General features: G+C 59.9%; 18 protein-coding genes. 11 read left to right on the top strand and 7 right to left on the bottom strand.

All coding sequences use genetic code 11. The annotated features are described in order from the left end of the window. Nucleotides 1–53: 53 nt before the first annotated feature. The 4 genes from ACK4HL_RS17610 (at nt 54) to ACK4HL_RS17595 (ending at nt 6395) form a co-directional block, all read left to right on the top strand. Nucleotides 54–1007 (top strand): hypothetical protein, encoded by a 954-nt coding sequence (locus ACK4HL_RS17610; protein WP_409763097.1) that lies wholly within the window; start codon nt 54–56, stop codon nt 1005–1007. A 380-nt stretch (nt 1008–1387) separates the two neighbouring features. Further along, nucleotides 1388–2410, top strand: coding sequence for a DNA-methyltransferase (locus ACK4HL_RS17605; RefSeq protein WP_409763094.1), 1023 nt, complete (start codon nt 1388–1390; stop codon nt 2408–2410). Next, on the top strand, nt 2410–4428 hold the full coding sequence (locus ACK4HL_RS17600; protein ID WP_409763091.1) for an McrB family protein: 2019 nt from the start codon (nt 2410–2412) through the stop codon (nt 4426–4428). Before ACK4HL_RS17605 ends, ACK4HL_RS17600 begins: the two co-directional genes overlap by 1 nt. A gap of 122 nt (nt 4429–4550) precedes the next feature. After that, nucleotides 4551–6395 (top strand): DUF2357 domain-containing protein, encoded by a 1845-nt coding sequence (locus ACK4HL_RS17595; protein WP_409763177.1) that lies wholly within the window; start codon nt 4551–4553, stop codon nt 6393–6395. A 64-nt stretch (nt 6396–6459) separates the two neighbouring features. Here the strand turns inward: ACK4HL_RS17595 and ACK4HL_RS17590 are convergent, their stop codons facing one another. From ACK4HL_RS17590 to ACK4HL_RS17560, 7 genes are all read right to left on the bottom strand, one after another. Next, complete coding sequence (locus ACK4HL_RS17590) at nt 6460–6864, bottom strand: hypothetical protein (RefSeq protein ID WP_409763088.1); 405 nt, start codon at nt 6862–6864, stop codon at nt 6460–6462. Further along, nucleotides 6861–8192 carry a recombinase family protein gene (locus ACK4HL_RS17585; RefSeq protein WP_409763085.1) on the bottom strand — a complete coding sequence of 444 codons (1332 nt, stop codon included), beginning with the start codon at nt 8190–8192 and terminating at the stop codon, nt 6861–6863. The genes ACK4HL_RS17590 and ACK4HL_RS17585 overlap by 4 nt, the downstream gene beginning before the upstream one ends. Next, on the bottom strand, nt 8189–8701 hold the full coding sequence (locus tag ACK4HL_RS17580; RefSeq protein ID WP_409763082.1) for a DUF2924 domain-containing protein: 513 nt from the start codon (nt 8699–8701) through the stop codon (nt 8189–8191). The genes ACK4HL_RS17585 and ACK4HL_RS17580 overlap by 4 nt, the downstream gene beginning before the upstream one ends. Beyond that, nucleotides 8701–8919: a hypothetical protein gene (locus ACK4HL_RS17575; RefSeq protein ID WP_409763079.1), complete on the bottom strand. Its 219-nt coding sequence runs from the start codon at nt 8917–8919 to the stop codon at nt 8701–8703. The genes ACK4HL_RS17580 and ACK4HL_RS17575 overlap by 1 nt, the downstream gene beginning before the upstream one ends. Nucleotides 8920–9066: 147 nt before the next feature. Then, nucleotides 9067–9372, bottom strand: coding sequence for a hypothetical protein (locus tag ACK4HL_RS17570; RefSeq protein ID WP_409763076.1), 306 nt, complete (start codon nt 9370–9372; stop codon nt 9067–9069). A 15-nt stretch (nt 9373–9387) separates the two neighbouring features. Further along, the gene (locus ACK4HL_RS17565; protein ID WP_409763073.1) at nt 9388–11601 is read right to left on the bottom strand and encodes an ATP-dependent RecD-like DNA helicase; all 2214 of its coding nucleotides are present in this window, start codon (nt 11599–11601) and stop codon (nt 9388–9390) included. Further along, a complete protein-coding gene (locus ACK4HL_RS17560) occupies nt 11598–12074 on the bottom strand; it encodes a thermonuclease family protein (protein WP_409763070.1) in 477 nt (158 codons plus the stop codon). The genes ACK4HL_RS17565 and ACK4HL_RS17560 overlap by 4 nt, the downstream gene beginning before the upstream one ends. 322 nt (nt 12075–12396) lie before the next feature. On the opposite strand from ACK4HL_RS17560, the gene ACK4HL_RS17555 reads away from it, so the two are divergent. The 7 genes from ACK4HL_RS17555 to ACK4HL_RS17525 all read left to right on the top strand — a co-directional run. After that, nucleotides 12397–14328, top strand: coding sequence for an AAA family ATPase (locus ACK4HL_RS17555; RefSeq protein ID WP_409763067.1), 1932 nt, complete (start codon nt 12397–12399; stop codon nt 14326–14328). A gap of 9 nt (nt 14329–14337) precedes the next feature. Then, nucleotides 14338–15456 (top strand): ATP-binding protein, encoded by a 1119-nt coding sequence (locus ACK4HL_RS17550; protein WP_409763064.1) that lies wholly within the window; start codon nt 14338–14340, stop codon nt 15454–15456. Next, nucleotides 15453–16208 carry a response regulator transcription factor gene (locus tag ACK4HL_RS17545; protein ID WP_409763061.1) on the top strand — a complete coding sequence of 252 codons (756 nt, stop codon included), beginning with the start codon at nt 15453–15455 and terminating at the stop codon, nt 16206–16208. The genes ACK4HL_RS17550 and ACK4HL_RS17545 overlap by 4 nt, the downstream gene beginning before the upstream one ends. A 280-nt stretch (nt 16209–16488) precedes the next feature. After that, nucleotides 16489–16752: a helix-turn-helix transcriptional regulator gene (locus ACK4HL_RS17540; RefSeq protein WP_409763058.1), complete on the top strand. Its 264-nt coding sequence runs from the start codon at nt 16489–16491 to the stop codon at nt 16750–16752. Nucleotides 16753–16760: 8 nt separating this feature from the next. Then, nucleotides 16761–17195, top strand: coding sequence for a hypothetical protein (locus ACK4HL_RS17535; RefSeq protein ID WP_409763055.1), 435 nt, complete (start codon nt 16761–16763; stop codon nt 17193–17195). A gap of 109 nt (nt 17196–17304) precedes the next feature. Further along, nucleotides 17305–17817, top strand: coding sequence for a hypothetical protein (locus ACK4HL_RS17530; protein WP_409763052.1), 513 nt, complete (start codon nt 17305–17307; stop codon nt 17815–17817). A 94-nt stretch (nt 17818–17911) separates the two neighbouring features. Beyond that, a partial coding sequence (locus ACK4HL_RS17525) for an AAA family ATPase (protein ID WP_409763049.1) occupies nt 17912–18114 on the top strand: 203 nt, incomplete at its 3' end.

Raw genomic sequence — 18114 nt, 5'->3', positions numbered from 1 at the left:
TTGAGCAAATCTCCACCTCAGATGCACATTCTGCAGTGAACGTCGCCCACATCATGTTGGAAGAAATCGTCCGAATTCATCTGAAGCAACAATACGCCCTGTTGTTGGAAAAAGGGCAACTGCCAACACGGGAGAAATTGACAGAATATTATGCCACTTTTCGAAGCCGCTTCGCGCCAGAAAAACTGCTCAAGCTCAATGGTGAGGAGCTACTCAACACCATTCACGCACACGGAAATCGAGACAGTCTCGTTTATTGGCTTGAATTCAAGAATGACGAGGAGTTTCCCGAGGGATTTGGGAGCATTGCAGGCGGAAGCGCTCTGAAGTTCGGCATCTATCGCAGAAAGGAAACCGGCGCGTGGACGACGGGTTCCCCCACCGACCAGAAAGAAATCTCCGTTGAGGATGCGATTGAAATTGCCCGCCGCCATCGAGACCAACTCGTAGCGGGAGCAAAGCTGCTTGAGAGCCTCTCCAATGATCCCTCTGATGATAACTATGCCAACCTTCAGGGCGCAATGGATTCGGTTGCTCCGGATGTAAGCAATTCAGCATGGGGACATAAGTACTTCAGCCTGCTGTACCCCGATAAACTCGATGACTTTCACGCTGAAGAATTTCAACGGTTCTATATCAGAAAGATGCTGCAGGTGCCTCCCGAACGCGACGGTAGGTATGCTGCAGCAGGGCGGTACGTAAGCGCGGCTACCGAACTCAAAATACCCATCAATCACCTCACGACGACACTGAACCGTAGCAATGGTCGGCCCTACAAGGTGTGGCGCATCGGAACCAAGATTGGCGGCACAGACGACATCTGGCCGGTCATGAAGGACGGCGGTTGTGCCGCTATCGGCTGGCCTACCGTCGGAGACTTATCAGGGCTAGCGGATGATCCCGAAGGGAAGGACAAAATCCGTAAGCAACTCGAAGCCGAGGGGAGCCGAGCAAATATTGCATCTGGTAGTGCAAATCAAATCTCCAGCTTCGTTACTGGAGCGTAGTTCTGCGGTAAGGGTACAGAGGCGACCACGAGCGGCCGCATAGAGCGCCACCGTGCTGGGGGCGTTCGGTTCCGTCAGAGACTCCTACGGATGCCCTAATGAACCAGTCACAGCGACTTGCCGGAAGGGCTACGGCGGGTCACAGGCGTGTCATCCGGCCAAAAATAGCGGGCGCTTGCGCTTGCATGGCCATTGATTTCTGGAGGGATTCCGCTTTTTGAACACCCGCATTTTGTGGTGTCAGATGGGTAGCAAAAGTGGCCACCTGTGGTAGTTTCCTGTGCATGTCAATAGAAGCTAAGACCATCCAATGGCGCTCTCTGAATTCCAGCGCTAACGGGCTTTGCGTCCATGGCGAGCATTAGGGTAAAGGGGATGAAATGGGGAAGCCGTCACTCAAAGTCGTTGCTGGCCAAGATATAGGACCCCAGCGCAAGGCTGGGAAGAAGTTGTCTCCGGAGAAAAAGCCGCTCACCAAGGCGAATGCTGCGCTTCACCCGATCGTTGTTGCTGACGATATCTTTCAGTCCCCAGAGTTGAAGAGAAAGGCGTACTATGCAGACGCTCACAGTATCATCTTGAATATGGACGTTTCGGAAGCGCTAAAAACGCTTGCGGACACCGGAATCTTGGTGAACTGCATAGTCACTTCACCCCCGTTCTATGGGCAACGGGACTATGGTGTGAATGGCCAGATTGGCCTGGAGGAACACCCATCACAGTTCATTGACAAACTCGTTTCTATATTTGGCGCGTGTGCTCCTGTTCTAGCTCCCAACGGCAGTCTCTGGGTGAACATTGGGGATACGTACTGGAGCGGCAAAGGCGAGCACAAAAGCGGTGAAGCGAAGCAGAACGCTCGGCGGTTTGGAATTCGTCCTCAGGACAAAAAGGGCGATGGCAAATGGTGCATCCCGAAGCAGCTTCTCCTAATCCCCCACCGTTTTGCGATTGGCATGCAGGACAAGGGGTGGATTGTTCGCAACGATAATATTTGGCTGAAGCCCAACCCCATCCCCGACCAGGTCCGTGACCGCTGTTCCATGTCGCATGAGTATGTCTTTCACTTCGTGAAGGAGCGTTGGTACTATTTCGACAAGGAGCATGTTGGCCGAGAAACCGAGAGTGGCTCCATCCTACCACCTCTCGATACTTGGGAGGTGCCGCCAGTTCGGGGGCTTCATCATGGTCACAAGGCTCGCTTCTCGGAAGAGCTTGTCCGGATTCCGGTGCTCTCTACAACACCCAAAAACGGCGTGGTGCTTGATCCGTTTGCGGGAAGCGGCACGAGCCTTCTGTTTGCAAGAAGGAACGGATTCCGCTCTATTGGCATCGACATAAAAAGAGACTTCTGCAAGATGATGGTTGCAGGGTTAGAGAAACTCAATAAGGGCGGGAACTAGTGGCGACATATCTGTCAGCGCAGCGTATTGCCCGCGCTATCGAGCAGCTTGGGGAATCCAGGGCCAAAAGAACGCCCATATTCGACTTTTTGATTGTTAAGAGAACGCTCGCCATCAAGGGTGCCTCAAGTACGGCAATTGCCGAGTCGGAATCAACCTTCCTCCAGTCATTGGAAGAACTAGGTGCCACGGGGCTTGGCGATACGGACCACTATTACATCAATCCCTTTGCGCTACGTGAAGCAGGAAAATCAGGATTTCGACCGGCCCGCTATCGCTCAAACGGTACGAACTCGACAATTTCGGGCACGATCTGGCAAGGCGTCATAAGCCTCACGAGTGATAAGCCTCGCAAGGCCAGCCTTGCCTCTGGCTATGAGAGCCACTTGGAGAAGCTGACTCTCACCAAAGACGAGGCTAAGCAGAAGCCGAACCTCACGGAGACAGCAGTTTGGTACTGGCGCGGCAAGGATGTTGAGACCCTGCTAGCGGGAGCGTCAAATGATGCCGAGAGACTCCAGAAGCTGACGGATGAGTTTGTAGGCCGTGTTGGCCTGACACCGGCTGAAATCGGCGTGCTGTTCGATAGCACGGTTGATGCAAGCCCCACGGCCGACGGCGGTCCTTTTGTGTCAACTGCCCCTGTCCCGCAAGATTACCTTCCTACCAAGACCCTTCCGGCGGGTATTACCAAGGCGGAGAACCCCTCAGAGGTCTCTTTCTCGCTTGTATCCGCACTTGCAGCCAAGAATTTTGTTATTCTCACGGGGCCATCCGGCACCGGCAAATCAAGAGCTGCTCTCAAGCTTGCAGAAGGCTTACAGCGGAACTACGCCGGTGAGGTTGAGGGCTCCATTTTCGAGCTGGTTGCAGTTGGGCCGGACTGGACGTCACCGAAGCGGCTTCTGGGTTTTCGGACGCCGTTTGGCAAAGAACGAAAACTGCCTAGCGGAGGCACGACCCATGAGAGTTACGAAATCACGGAGACTATTCGGCTCATTCTGAGGGCGAGCCATTCAGATGCGGCCGCAATTCCACATTTCCTCATCTTCGACGAGATGAACCTTTCCCACGTGGAGCGATACTTCGCGCCGTTCTTGTCATTGATGGAGGCTGCCAACATTCTTGATGCAGAAGCAGGTCTATCCCTCATCGGGAGCGACGAGCTACAAGTCATTGCAGATGTTTTGGAGGAAGACAGCCCCGGTAGTCGAGAAGCTGAAGCCGCCAAAGCAATCCTTGCAGAAGGGCGTGACCTCATACTACCACCCAACCTGTATTTTATTGGCACCGTCAATGTCGACGAGACCACCTACATGTTTTCGCCCAAGGTGCTCGATCGTGCGCACGTCATAGAATTGGATGCGGAACGACCAAGCCAGTATCTTCTTGCCACAACGAGGACAGAGCCTGGTGGCACAATTACCGTGAGTCAGGCCGATGTCGTACTCAGGAAGAGCATCGAGGCAAGGGAGTCTCAAAAATACGCGATGGGCAATCCAGCCGCGATATTAGACAGTCTCATAGACTCCGGGTTGGCTGCGTCTGACATTGGACCAATCCGCGAGGCAACGGTTAAGGCTCTAGACGGCACGTATGACCTGCTTGCGCCCGTCGGGTTCGCCTTCGGCTACCGAATATCAAAGGAGGTGTTTGTCTATATCGTGGAGTGGACCTCCGCGAAGGTGGCTTCAGGGGTGGATAAATCTTCCATTCTTGCAGGCTGGCCCGAAGCGCTGGACCACGCCCTCTTGCAAAAGGTGCTTCCAAAGATTCATGGGAACCGGAGGACGCTGAATGACAGCCTCCGGGCGCTTTCAGCCTTCTATGCGGGCAATGATGTTAGCTCCACGCCGAGCGCAAGCTACACCTTAGGCCTTGGTACCCTAGTAGAAATACCGGCAGCAAGGAAGCTGACAATTTCAGGAGCGGCCGATCCGCTCCCGCTATCCCGACGCAAATTAAACGCTATGCACGATAGGCTCAACGCGACAGGCTATGTGTCCTTTGTAAGCTGACCCCTATGACCATTCCGCTCCACAGAGTCCGTTTCTCCTGGGGGCCGAAGACCCATCTTGAAATAGAGTGGGTCAAGGGACGCGGACGGCCGCTAGTACTACTACCGGAAATGCCCAACTTGGTGCTTGCTGAGGAGGAGGTTGATGACAGTGAACTCGTTGAGCAGGCGCCAGCCATGTGTTGGCGCAAAGACGCCCCGGTACTCTTTGAACGGTTTCAGCTCAGAGAGAATACAGAGTACCTGGTTGATATAACGCTTCCAGCGACGGCCACCGACTTAGGGCGCCAGGATAGACCCAAGGGTTGGCCGTTTGTTGAACGCCTAGGGACCGTTTTCAAGGCTGACCCTCCCCGCCGTTGGCGTGAGAATGCTGACGGTAGCACGACGATTTCTGGGCTACTGCGGTTGAGGAGCCACGCTGGCATCTTGGATCTTTCGCTAGCCCCAAATGCTCCGCTTAAGGCAGAGGTCGTTTGTAGAAAAATTGGCTACCTGGATGAATTCCGCGCATTGCTGGACGACGTAGCTGAGGAACTTTCCGAGCTGCTGCTCCAGTTCGATAGCCCGGTGAGCGCGGGCTTCAATCTTGCCGATGTTACAGCAGAGACCGAAGCCGCCCTATTGTTCCAGCTTCGACACATCATGGCCGAACGCAATCTGCCAGTTGCCTTGGATGAAATTCGACGTTCCTTCCATACCCATCTGCACCAGCGAAGGAGCATTGAAGATATTGGCTCCGTTCAGACACCTGATGTTGCAGCCTTTATTGAGGAGTGTGACCCGGCAGCGATGGTGGCGGGCGGCCCCTTTGCGAAGTTGTTCCGGGGCTATAGCCCCCGTGAGTTTCCAGTGTCTGAGCTCCGAGAATCTTCAGATACCCCCGAAAACCGTTATGTGAAATCCTTTCTCGAAGAGCTGGTGCTTATGGCGCAGCGCCTAGCGCTGGTGCTGGAAAGCCGAGGCAAGGCCGCTTCTCTCCGTGAGGTGAAGCGGTGGATTGCCAGCCTTGATGAAGAGCTGTCCTCTGGAATCTGGCGAAGCATTGGCCAGCTGCGGACATTCCCCTCAAATTCACAGGTACTGCAAAAACGCCGGGGCTACAGGGAGGTTCTGAAGTTCGATATCTCACTACGAATGGGTCTAGAATTGCCCTGGAAGCGAGCGCGGCATTTTGCCGATGGCCTTGTGGGCGATATTCGGCCAGTCAGTGAACTTTATGAATACTGGTGTTTTTTCCTGTTGAAACGCACGCTGACAGAATTGGCGGAAGCTGAGCTACCGCACGATGGGTCCCTCATCGACGTATCAAGAACCGGGTTGCAGGTCCGCCTCCAACGAGGGAAGCGCAGTCGGACGAGCTACATCTATCGCCAAACCGCGTCACGTACTCTCAAGGTCAACCTCTTCTACAATCGGCTGTTCCCGAGGCCAACTAAGGCGCTTGGTATCTGGTACGGCAGCTACACGGCCAAGTTCGACCCGGATTATAGCATTGAGATCATCACAGAAGGCGCTGAGAACGTACAGCGCCAGTGGCTTCACTTCGATGCCAAATATCGATTGGAAAGCGTCGACTTTGGTGGACAGTCTGACCTAGATGACAGCCCAGAGGACGAGGCAAGCAGTTCAGACTATGAAGTGGAGTTGGCCAGGATTTATCGCCAGGATGACCTCTTTAAGATGCACACATACCGGGACGGCATCTTGAGCAGCCGAGGCGCCTACATCCTCTTTCCCGGTGATGGAACATCCATGAATCTCACCGGGAAGCGACAAAACCTCTATGTCCGCCATCCCACCGCTTTCAGCGGTGCTCCAGGAGTCCTTTTCCCGAGTGTCGGCGCCTTTGACCTTTGCCCAGGGCGGGACGCGGTGCAGCGGCCGATTATTCGGGAGTTTCTGAAGTCGGTTTTTGATTCAGCGTTCTTGCGTTCAGCCTATCAGGAAGAAACCGGCTATTTTTGAAGCGGAGGACGCCCCTTACCATGGACAGCGCCCTCGCTACCGCGTTCGCAGAGAATTGTGCTCTTTAATCGCCCACCAAATGTTCGTGATCGAGCACGTACTCCATCTGCCCGGCCCAGGGAAAGTAGCTGGCATGGACTAGGTCATTCCACGAGACTGCCGGGGGTTGACGCAGAAGGATGAGCCGCTCCAGCACGTCCGGCGAGAGGTAAGCCAGCCGCATGGTGCGGCTTACGAAGCGGTCGGTGACCCTTTCCGACTTCGCGATATCCCCCACCGTTGCCATCTCACCGCTCTCCAACTTCCGCCGCCACGCCCACGCCCGGCCCAGTGCCTTGAGGATGTGCGGATCTTGCGCGCGCGTCTGCCTGGCGGCGACGTCTTCCGGTGGCAGGACCCTCGGCCGCCCGTTGCGACGACGAATGGCGAGCGGGATGACCACCCGAATAACGTCGTTGGCACTGCTCATTTGGCGGCCTGCTTGCTGGCGCTGGCATTCAGGTCCCGGATGAGGGCATCGACGCCATTGTTGCGAAGATCCACGGACATCCCGTCTGGGCCCACCGTGACCCTGTCGATGAGGAGCCGCACGATGCGAGCCTGCTCGGCTGGAAAGAGCGCCTCCCAGAGTTCGTTGAACCGTCGCAGGGCAGCGACGATTGCGCGCTCATCCATGATTGGGCCGTCTCGGCCCTGCGCCTCAATCACGCGGGCGGCGACCTCGGGTGCGCTGATGATACGTCGCATCTCGGCGATGACGGCACCCTCGACCATGGCGGCAGCAAGCCGCATGGGGCCCGCACAGCCCCCCGTGTCGCGATTCCGAATCAGATCCATCGATGTGTAGTAGTGGTAGAGCCTCTCGCCCTTTCGCGTGTAGGTCGGGGTCATGGCCGCGCCGGTGTCTGTGAAGATGATACCCTTGAGCAGCGCCTCGGAACTGTTGCGGTTCTTGGTGCGGCGTTCGCGCGGGCTTTCCTTCAGAATGGCGTGAACACGGTCCCAGAGCCCTTGCGTAATGATGGCCTGATGCTCACCGGGATAGGAAATGCCCTTGTGGACGGCCTCGCCGAGATAGACCCGGTTGTTGATCAGCTTGTAGATGAAGCCCTTGTCGATGCGCTTGCCGCGCTTATTGCGGACGTCCTCGACTTGGACGGCGCGCGCCAAGGTGGAGGCAGAGCCGAGAGCGGCGAAGCGCTCGAAGATCATCCGCACGGTCGCCGCCTCAGTCTCGTTGACCACCAGTTTGCGGTCCTTCACGTCGTAGCCCATCGGCACGAAGCCACCCATCCACATGCCACGCTTTCGGGAGGCCGCGAACTTGTCGCGGATGCGCTCGCCGATTACCTCGCGCTCGAACTGGGCGAAGCTCAACAATATATTGAGGGTGAGCCGACCCATGGAGGTCGTGGTGTTGAAGGACTGTGTTACGCTCACGAAGGTGACGTTGTTCCTGTCAAAGACTTCGACCAGCTTCGCGAAGTCCATCAGCGAACGCGACAGCCGGTCGATCTTGTAGACGACAATGACATCAATGAGCCCAACCTCAATGTCGGCGAGAAGCTGTTTCAGGGCAGGGCGCTCCAGCGTACCGCCGGAGAACCCGCCGTCGTCGTACCGCTCGCGGATGGCGGCCCAGCCTTCCGCCTTCTGGCTGGCGACATAGGCTTCACATGCCTCCCGCTGCGCCTCCAAGGAGTTGAACTCCATATCGAGGCCTTCCTCCGAGGACTTGCGGGTGTAGATGGCGCAGCGGGAACGCTTCGGCATCGGGATCACGGATGGCTTGTTCATGCCCGGTTCCCTTTCCTGCCGCCCATGCCAAAGAACCTGAAGCCGTTCCAGCTCGTGCCAGTGATGGCCTTGGCAATGGCCGAGAGGGAACGGTACTTGCGGCCCTGCCATTCATATCCGTCCGCCAACACGGTGACGGCATGTTCCACACCGTCCCACTCCCGTAGAAGCCGTGTTCCGGGCAGGGGATTTCTTGCATCAACCGACATGCCCTTTCTCGCGATCTTGCCCTCCACCTCGTCGGCGAGAAGATCCAGCATGCGGCGGGTGTCACGGCTTAGTCCGCCGTAGGTCAGTTCCTGGATGCGGTATCCGATCCGCAGCTCCAGAAAGGCCCGCGCATTATTGGGCGCTGCCGTGCCGAACAGCGCCTCCCACTTTGCCTTCAGCTCATTCACCGACAGCCGCTGCATGGCGGCCAGCTGGGCCAGCACGGCGCCATCGGTGGCGGCATCCTCACCTGGCCGCGGCAGTGCGTGTGGCTTCGGTTTCATCGCGGTCTTCATCATCACCCTCCAACTCGGTTGCGAAGTTTGCGACGGTGAACACCGCTCTTCAGGGGCGAGAAGTCGACCAAACTGTCTGGGGCTGCCGCAGATAAAGTGCTGGACTGTCCGGGCAGGATACGCCGCAGGCCGGCGCTCAGAATCTGCGCCAGTTCATCGAGCCGTTCGGCGGCAGTCATCCTCTCCGGCGGCGTCCAGTTCACGGGTGGTGTGCTGTTCATCAAGACCGTTTGATTTTGCGGTTGATGAGCAAGAGAAGCCCTGCGAAACGCTCTAAAGCAAGCTTGTTTCAGCAATCCGAAAGCCGCAGGAAAGCCTTCGAAATCGCGGGGGTTACTGTCGTGTGGAAAACCCGAGAGTCCGGGTCGCTACTCGTGCCATGTAATGGGGCCATTCTGGCGAATCGCCCATGAAAGCCATGCGTCGAAGGTGCTTCGGAATGCCGTTTTCGCCTCTGGCAAATCCTCGGCGTCACCGCTGCCATTCAGTTGGGCTCCCGGCAGATAGGGCCCTGTCACGGTCCACAGCCAGACATGCCTGCTGCTGCTGCGGAAGGTTGCGAAGATGCGGCCGGCGGTATGGCCTGCGACCTTCACGCGGAAATCAGTCTCGCCGCTCCGGGCCAGATGCATCGGCTGATCGACGAAGATGTGCGGGTCGAACCGGTAGTGCATGGTTAGGGGTCCCCCTCACACTGTTCCGGCAGTGGCGGTGTTACGGGCGAGCCATTCCCTGAGCTTCGTCCAGCGCCGGCGGCCCGAGACATTCTTCACTGCGATGGCCACGGCTTTGGCCTGTCCGACGATCACGACCAGCTTCTTGCCGCGGGTGATGCCTGTATAAATCAGGTTCCGCTGCAGCATGGCATAGTGCTGGGTCATGACCGGAATGACGACGGCAGGGTATTCGGAGCCTTGCGACTTGTGGATCGTCGCCGCATAGGCGGGGACGAGCGTGTCGAGTTCACCAAATCCGTAGGTGACGGCGCGACCGTCGAAGCTGGCGATCAACTCGCCGGTGTCGAGATCTACGGCGTCGATGTAGCCGACGTCGCCGTTGTAGACCTCCTTCTCGTAGTCGTTCTCGATCTGCATGACCTTGTCGCCGGGGGCGAAGGTCCAGCCGAAGCGCTCGACCTTCTGTTCTGTGGCCGGGTTCAGTGCCGCCTGCAGCTCGATGTTGAGCGAGCGAGCACCGACGCCGCCGCGGTTCATCGGGCAGAGTACCTGTACGTCGCGGATTGGGTCGAAGCCGAAGCGCTTCGGGATGCGGTTCTTGACCAGGTCGACGATCAAGGGAACGGCGGCCTCGGGCTCTGCCGCGTTGACGAAGTAGAAGTCGCTCTCGCCCTCGGGCTTTGCGAGATCAGGTATCTGGCCCTTGTTGATGCGGTGCGCGGCGGTGATGATGCGGCTCTCGGCAGCCTGGCGGAACACCTCCGTGAGGCGCACCACCGGGATGGCCTCGGACTGGATGATGTCGGCCAGCACCTGGCCGGGCCCCACGGAAGGCAGCTGATCGATGTCGCCGACGACGAGCAGGGCGGAGGAATCCGGCAGCGCCTTGAGGAGGGCATGCATCAGGGGCACATCCACCATCGAGGTCTCGTCGATGACCAGTAACTCGCAGTCGAGCGGGTTCTCAGCGTTGCGCTTGAAGCCGCCGCCCTTGGGATCGACTTCAAGCAGGCGGTGAATGGTCTTGGCCTCGAATCCGGTAGCCTCCGTCATGCGTTTCGCCGCGCGGCCCGTCGGCGCGCAGAGCAGGAGGTTGACGCCCTTTGCGGAAAGGATGCGAAGGATGGAATTGACGATGGTGGTCTTGCCGACGCCGGGGCCGCCGGTGATGACCAGAACCTTGGCCATCAGCGCCAGGCGGATGGCGTCCTTCTGGCTCGGCGCGAGGCTGAGGCCCGTCTTCTGCCCAATCCAGGGCAGTGCCTTGTCGGGGTCGATCCACGCCCAGGGTAGCTTGCCGCTGGCAAGGGTCTGCAACCGCTCGGCAATGGCCTGCTCCGATCTGTGGAGGCCGGCGAGAAACACACAGCGCGTTTCTGCCACCGTATCGGCGATGACGGTGCCCTCGGAAAGCTCAAGCTCCAGTGCCGTCTGGATGAGTTCCTTCGGCACATCAAGCAGTTCGACCGCCAGCGGCGCCAACTCCTCGACCGGCAGGCCGCAGTGCCCTTCATCCATGGCCTCTGTCAGCGCATAGGAGATACCCGCCCTGACGCGGATCATGGCCGTCTTCTCGATCCCCAGCTTCATGGCAATGGCGTCAGCCGTGCGGAACCCGATGCCGCGAATGTCGCGGGCCAGCCGATAGGGGTTGTCCGTCATCACCTGGATGGCGTCGGCGCCATAGGTCTTGTAGATCCGCACCGCGCGCGCCGTGCCGACGCCATGGCTGTGCAGGAACACCATGATCTCGCGCACCGCCTTCTGCTCGGCCCAGGCGGCAACGATCCGCTGGGCGCGCACCACGCCGATGCCGTCCACTTCCCGCAGACGCTCAGGGTTGGCCTCGATGATGTCGAAGACCTTTTCGCCGAAGGCCTTCACCATCTTCTTCGCATAGACCGGGCCAATGCCGCGGATCATGCCGGAGGAGAGGTACTTCTCGATCCCCTCCGCCGTGGTGGGCGGCGTGGTCTTGAGGAACCGGGCCTTGAACTGCAGCCCATGTGTCCGGTCGTTGAACCATTCGCCCGTGGCCGTGATCCATTCCCCCGCCGAGATCGCCGCCGAGTGCCCTACCACGGTGACGAGATCACGGTGCCCGCGCGCCTTGACACGCAACACGCAGAAGCCGTTCTCATCATTGTGGAATGTGACGCGCTCGACAATGCCCGCCAGCACATCCTGCGGCGTCTGTTGGGCCTGTGCGGCGGCGTTGCGGCTCATCGGTTTCGCGCCCGCCAGTCCCAGGGCATCTCGAAGGAGCCCGCCCAGATGCCGCGGCGGTTCAGCCGGGCGTCGTCTTCCTGCGGGATGTAATCGATTCCATACTTCCGGAACGCCACCGCCCAGCCCTGCGCGACCATCCAGGCGTTGAGATTGATATCGCCCTTGAAGCAGACGGCGATGACCCGCTTGTAGCGATCCCGTCCCTTGGGCTCACAACTCACAACGGATCGCCCGATCATGTCGGCGAGTGCGAAGGCGGATTTCTGGCCGCAACGATATCGTTTGCCGGCGGCGTCCAGGCAAAGCTGGGAACTCTCCGGTGCGTCGATGGCGTCGAAGCGGATGCGTTCCCCGTGGATCTCGATGGTGTCGCCGTCAATGACGGAGGCGGTGCCCTGAATGAGCGGCGCGGCCGAGGCTGCAGCCGCCATGAACAGAAGGCCAGCCATCAAACCGGCAGCGAGCGCCATTTTCCGCATCACCTGTCGTGACACCCCTCATCCAACGGAGACATTGCCACCGTCTGCGCCTCCGCGACCATGGCAATTTCGCAGGGCATCATCCGGCTTGTCCCTGTTGCCGGAAACCTGTGGAAAAAATTCATCGCTCACGAATCTCAGTCGAATCATGCGGTTGTCGAGACCTCGGCGGGTTCCCGTGAAGCAGAGCGGGCCGAATCAAAATTCGGGGGATTGACTCTGTGTGTACGATGGAACAAATAGCGAACACAAGAGCCGCCCCGTGCGGCATGGTGAACGGCCGCATCGGCGTTTCAGGTGGGGGGAGCAATCGATGGACAAGTCGCCCGTGCGTGTTCCTGCGGCGCGCAAGCGCAAGGATGGCAGCCATCACCCGCACCATCGCATCCTCAGCATCGAGGTGGAGGGCGGCTTTCTCGACGGAACGCGGCTCGAGTTCAGCGACGGCCTCAACTGCATCATCGGCGGCCGCGGGACGGGCAAGACGACGGTTCTCGAGTTCATCCGCTACATTCTCGGCATGATGCCGGACGTGAACGACAGCCGGCCCCGCGCCAAGGCCATCGAGGGCCATGTGCGCGGCAATCTCGGCAGCGGGACCATCTATCTCGAGGTCGAGACCAAGCACGGGACGCGCTACCGGGCTGAGCGGCCGTGGGGTGATGACGTACAGGTGCTCGACCGTGATGGCGAGCCCGTTCCGGTTTCGCTCGACCGGGATCTCGTGTTCAAGGCCGATATCTACAGCCAGAATGAGATCGAGGAGATCGCCACGACGCCGCGCTTCCAGCTTTCGCTAATCGACCGCTTCGCCGAGGAAGAAATCCGCGAGGTCGAAACAGAAATCGCGCGGGCGAAGCGCCAGGTCCAGGACAGTGCGGCCGAACTGCGCATGATCGAAGGCCGTATCCGCGAAGCCGAGGAGGTGGTCCCCGAGATCGATGTTGTAAGCAAACGATTGCAGGAACTGCAGGTTGCCGATGGCGCCGATGCCGGGCTGATCAATGCGGCTCACTCGCACAAGGCGCTGCGCGGCCGCGAGACAGCCGCTCTTGGAGATCTGCGGCTTGCAATCAACGACGCCAGGGCCGCGATGCGCCGCCAGAGAGAGCATGTGGCAGAGGCGTGTTCTGCGCCCCTCATCGCCGATTTCCGGGAGGGCCCCAATTCTGGTCTCTTCGAGGAGGTCGAAAGCCTGATGGCCTCCTTCGTCGACACATACCGCGCGGAGACCAAGCGTTTGGAGGACGCAGGACAGGCCGTGCTGGACCAGCTCAGCGCCCTTTCCGAACAATTGGCCGGGGACCATGCGCGGCAGGAACAGCAGTACCGTGAGCTCGTGGCGCAATCGGACGTCGAGCGCCAGCATGCCGCGGAGCGCGCCAGCCTGCAGAAGCGCCACCTGTTCCTGACGCGCGCGCAGCATGATCTCGCCGGCCTGCGCCAGAAGCACAAGGCCATGGAGGTCCGGCACCGCAAGCTGATGGGGGAGTTCTCCAACTTCCGCGACCAGCGCTTCGCCTTGCGCAAGGAAGTGGCCGACCGCCTGTCGCAGGCCCTTGCGCCCATGGTGCGGGTGAGTGTGCGCCAGGCAGGCGACCGGAGCAGCTACGAGGCTGTCCTCAAGGACATGCTGAAGGGATGCGGGCTGCAATACATGCGGCCGGTCATGCGGATCGTCGAAACCGTGTCGCCGGAAGAGCTGTCGCGCCTCGTTCGGAAAGGTGACGCCGCGCGCCTTGTCGAGGATGCCGGCATCAGCGAGGACCAGGCAAGCCGCATCCTGTCACACCTCAAGGCGTCTGATCAGCTTTCGGGTGTCGAGACCGTCGATCTCGAGGATGAACCTCTGATCGAACTAAAGGACGGCACCGACTACAAGAACTCGGCCGGGCTCTCGACGGGTCAGCGCTGTACCGTTATCCTGCCCATCCTTCTGCTGCAGAGCGAAAGGCCGCTGCTGATCGACCAGCCTGAGGACAATCTCGACAACGCCTTCGTCTATGACACCATCGTCCGCAATCTCCAGGAGGCGAAGGGCGGCCGGCAGCTGATCTTCGCCACGCACAATCCGAACATCCCGGTGCTGGGCGAAGCCGACAGAGTGTTCGTCTTCTCCTCTGACGGGCGCAGGGGCCGCGTGACGCATACTGGCCGCGTCGATGATGTGAAGGATCAGGTCGAGCATCTCCTCGAGGGTGGCAAGGAAGCCTTCGTGCTTCGCATGCAGCGCTATGGTCACTGAGGTTCGGGCATGGATAGCCTGGCGCTTCTGCCCGCCGCCGTCGAAGGCGGGGATTGGCAAGACATCCGAGAACTGGTCGAGCGCACCGGGGAAGGCCTTCGCCTGTCCTCCGTGTCGTCCTCACGCATCCCTGAACTTGCACAGCTGTTCCTGCGCCTGTCGCGCCACGAGAACTGGCAGGTCCGCAAGGCGGTCGCCCACGCAGCGCTGTACCTCCGTCACGACCTGTTTCACGGCATCATCGCCAATCTGATCGACGACGACAATCTCTGGGTCCGTGACATCGCCCGAAAGACGCTGGTCCGGCGCAGCGAACTGTCGCGCGCTGAGGTCAGGGCGCAGGATCCCTTCGATGCCGACGCCGCCCTGCTGGACGAGATCGAGAACCGCTATGGCGTGAAGGCGAGGAGGAGCGTGGTGGCCGCCGCCAGCAAGCTTCATCACCGTTTCGTCAAGGAAGTCTATCACGAGATCATCCGGATCCTGTCCCCGCTCGATACTTGCCTCGTCAACCTGGAACGGGATCTGTCCGGCAAGCCGGGACTGGAGCACGCGGCGGACCGCATCCGGCGCGGCCATCATCATGTCGGCCTGATCACCGAGGTCCTCGAGAATCTGCGGGAGTTCACCGACGGCAAGCCCGCCGAGACGACCCGGGAGTGTCTGTCCTCGATCCTGAAGGAGGCCGTTTCGCTCGCGCAGCAAGGCGCTGCGGTACCGCAGCCGACTCTGATGTTCAGCTTGCTGCTGCCAGAGAGCCTGTTCATCTCGGGTCATCGCTCGCGGCTGCTGCAGGCCTTCATCAACATAATCACCAATGCCATGGAGGCCTGCGAGGCTTCCGACCGGCAGGGGCGCATTGCCGTGAGCATCGAGCGCCAGTCGGAAGACTTCGCGAGGGTGCTGATCACCGATAATGGCTGCGGGATGAGCCGTGACGCCGTGCGCGACTGCGTCGACCTGTTCAGCTCCGGCAAGGTTAGTGGCATGGGCTTCGGTCTTCCCATCTCCCGGAAAGTCATCGAGCAGGACCACAGCGGAATCCTCGCCCTCGAGAGCAGTCCGGGCGAGGGCACTACCGTCACGGTTCTCTTGCCCATCGAGCGTCTGGAGATGGAAGCGTCATGAGTAATCACAGAGCCCTCATCGTGGAAGACGAGCGGGACATGGCCGCTGAGATTGGCGATCTCCTGGGATCGATGGGGTACGACCATGTCGCAATTGATAATCTCGCCGATGGCCGACGCCTGCTCGATGGAGGTGAGTTCTGCTTCATTCTCCTCGATCTGCAGATCAAGGCCGAGAAGTTTTCGATCCGTCCGCGCGTCGAAGCTGGCATGACATTCCTGAGGGAGTTGCGCCAGAAACATCCGCGCCGCGGTGACAACGACATGCACCTTTTGCCCGTCATCGTTGTGAGCGGCCATGCCAAGGAGCACGAGGACATCGTGCGCGCATTCCAGGCGGGTGCAAACGACTTCGTGAGAAAGCCACTCGGGCAGTTCGGGCAAGACCTTTCCGCCAAGATCGAGGCGTGTCTGGATCGTTCCGGACGTCACAGCCATGCCGCGTGCTGTGCCAATGCTGATGATGTCCGGCCGGAATGTGTGGTGGAGAACATTACACACTCTTCCGATTATCGCGAAGTGTGGTTCAGGGGTGAGCTCTTCATGTTCGGCGAACTGCAGGCCAGGGTCATCCGCTATCTCCACGAGGCATGGAAGTCGGGCAGTCCATGGGTCTCTGGGAAAGCCATCCTGCGCCGCGTTGGGTCCGGGGACTCCGCAGCAAAGCTCGCCAATCTCTTCCGTCGCCATCCGGCCTGGCAGAAGCTTCTGCTTTCCGATGGACGCGGGGGGTATCGGCTCGCGGACGGATGACCGGAGCACTGCATCTCTGAAATTCGTTGTTGCGACGTTGCGAATCGGCAGGCTGAGCGGCCTGCCGATCGCTTCATCGTGCTCGGGTTCCACATGGAGATCAGCGCGCTCTGCAAGCTGACGTGAAACTCTAGCGCAATATTGCGTAAATACATCCGCCGCCCATCCGCCGGCGATCCGCCGCTGAGCCGCCGCCGATCCGCCGCCCATCCCGCCGACAGCACCGATGCGAGCTGCCATCATCGCCCCATGCTTCGGACGTGAAGCCAAGGAGAACGCGATGACGACGACCCACCTTTCCCAAACCGACCTCGCCAATCGCTGGCGCATGTCGCCGAGGACGCTCGAACGCTGGCGCTTCACCGGCGAGGGACCGCAGTTCATCAAGCTCGGCGGACGTGTCGTGTATCGCCTCGAGGACATCGAGGCTTTCGAAATCCGCCAGATCCGGCAGTATACCCCCGGCATTACGCGCGGCGCTCCTGAACCTGGCATACCTATGAAGAGCTTCGGCAACCGCGCTGCCGCAGCGCAGGGCAAGTGAGATCCGCCATGCTCAATATTGCCAGCAATGTGCCCCACTTCCTTGAAAGCCGTTCCCTGACGTTGAAGGGCGTCATGAATGATGTCGACCTCTGCGTCTGGGTGGCTGACGCCAAGCCCGGTGACCGGATCGTCTACTACACGGGCCATCTCAGTCGTGACCGGCTGCCGCACAACGATGGCTACTCGGACGCGATCCGGCGCAAGATCGCTGAGCTTGGCACTGCCGCCTGGATGCTGGGCGAGGAGAACTGGGTGCACCTTGTGCAGCGCCGCGTCACCTACGGATGCTGGGATTACATCGCCGTCCGCAAGGCCGAAGCGCCGAAGCTGAAGCCGGTCTACCGCATCGTCCAGTTGCTCGCCGCAAAAGGCGGGAAGGAGAAGAGGGGATTGGCCAATGAGCCCGCCGCAACGGTGAACGCTACCGGCCCGCCGGCCTGATGCAGCGCGCCTAGCCTCTCCGACCATCCATTCGTTGATCAACTTCAACGGCCGGACAAGTGCTCCGCGCCGCACAGGAAGGAATTGCCTGATGATCCCCTCTGCTCTGATGACCAGGTCTACCGGCGCGGCGCTGCCCGTCCAGCAGAATGCTGTGGCTTCCGTGGCCGACCTCCCGAAATTCACCGTGCAGCAGGTCGCCAACCTGCCGGCGGCGGAACTGCTCCGACTCCAGCGCGAAGCTGACGCTGACCTGCGCAAAGCCAAGGCAGTTGTCGCCTGGCTCGAGGCAGCTCTCGGGCTTCGTTATAAGGAATGGGCCCGCCAGGTGCGTTCCCAGGTCCGAAAGGATGCGGGCACAGTCCGCTTCGAGGACAACGGCGTCACAGTGGTCGCAGACCTCCCGAAAAAAGTGGACTGGGACCAGCGAGAACTCGCCGAACTGGTGGAGCGCATCAAGTCCTCAGGCGACGATCCCCGTGATTACGTCGAGGTGAGCTTTCGCGTCTCGGAGCGCAAGTACACGGCTTGGCCCTCCCCCATCCGCAACGCGTTCGATCGCGCCCGGACTGTTCGCACGGGCAAGGAGACCTTCGAACTGACGACCGGAGAGGACGCATGACGTCCCCGACCCTCCCGGCCGTGCGCAAGCTCAACGTTGAGATCGCCAACGTTGAACCCACCCCCTTCACCCACTCCGAAAAAGGACCAGTCTGATGGCAATCTCCCTTGCCTCTCTCCGCAAGAGCACCGCGCTCCAGCCGCCGCGCATCCTGATGCACGGCGTGGCCGGCGTCGGCAAATCCACCTTCGCCGCGAAGGCCGACTCGCCCGTCTTCATCATGACGGAGGACGGGCTCGGCAAGCTGCAGGTGCCGCATTTCCCGCTGGCGACGAGCTACGCCGATGTGTCGGAGGC

The organism is Aestuariivirga sp. (genome assembly GCF_046294715.1).
In the GTDB taxonomy this organism is placed as follows: domain Bacteria; phylum Pseudomonadota; class Alphaproteobacteria; order Rhizobiales; family Aestuariivirgaceae; genus Aestuariivirga.
Note: the sequence above shows the minus strand (reverse complement) of the source record. Positions and strands in the feature narration are given on the sequence as shown.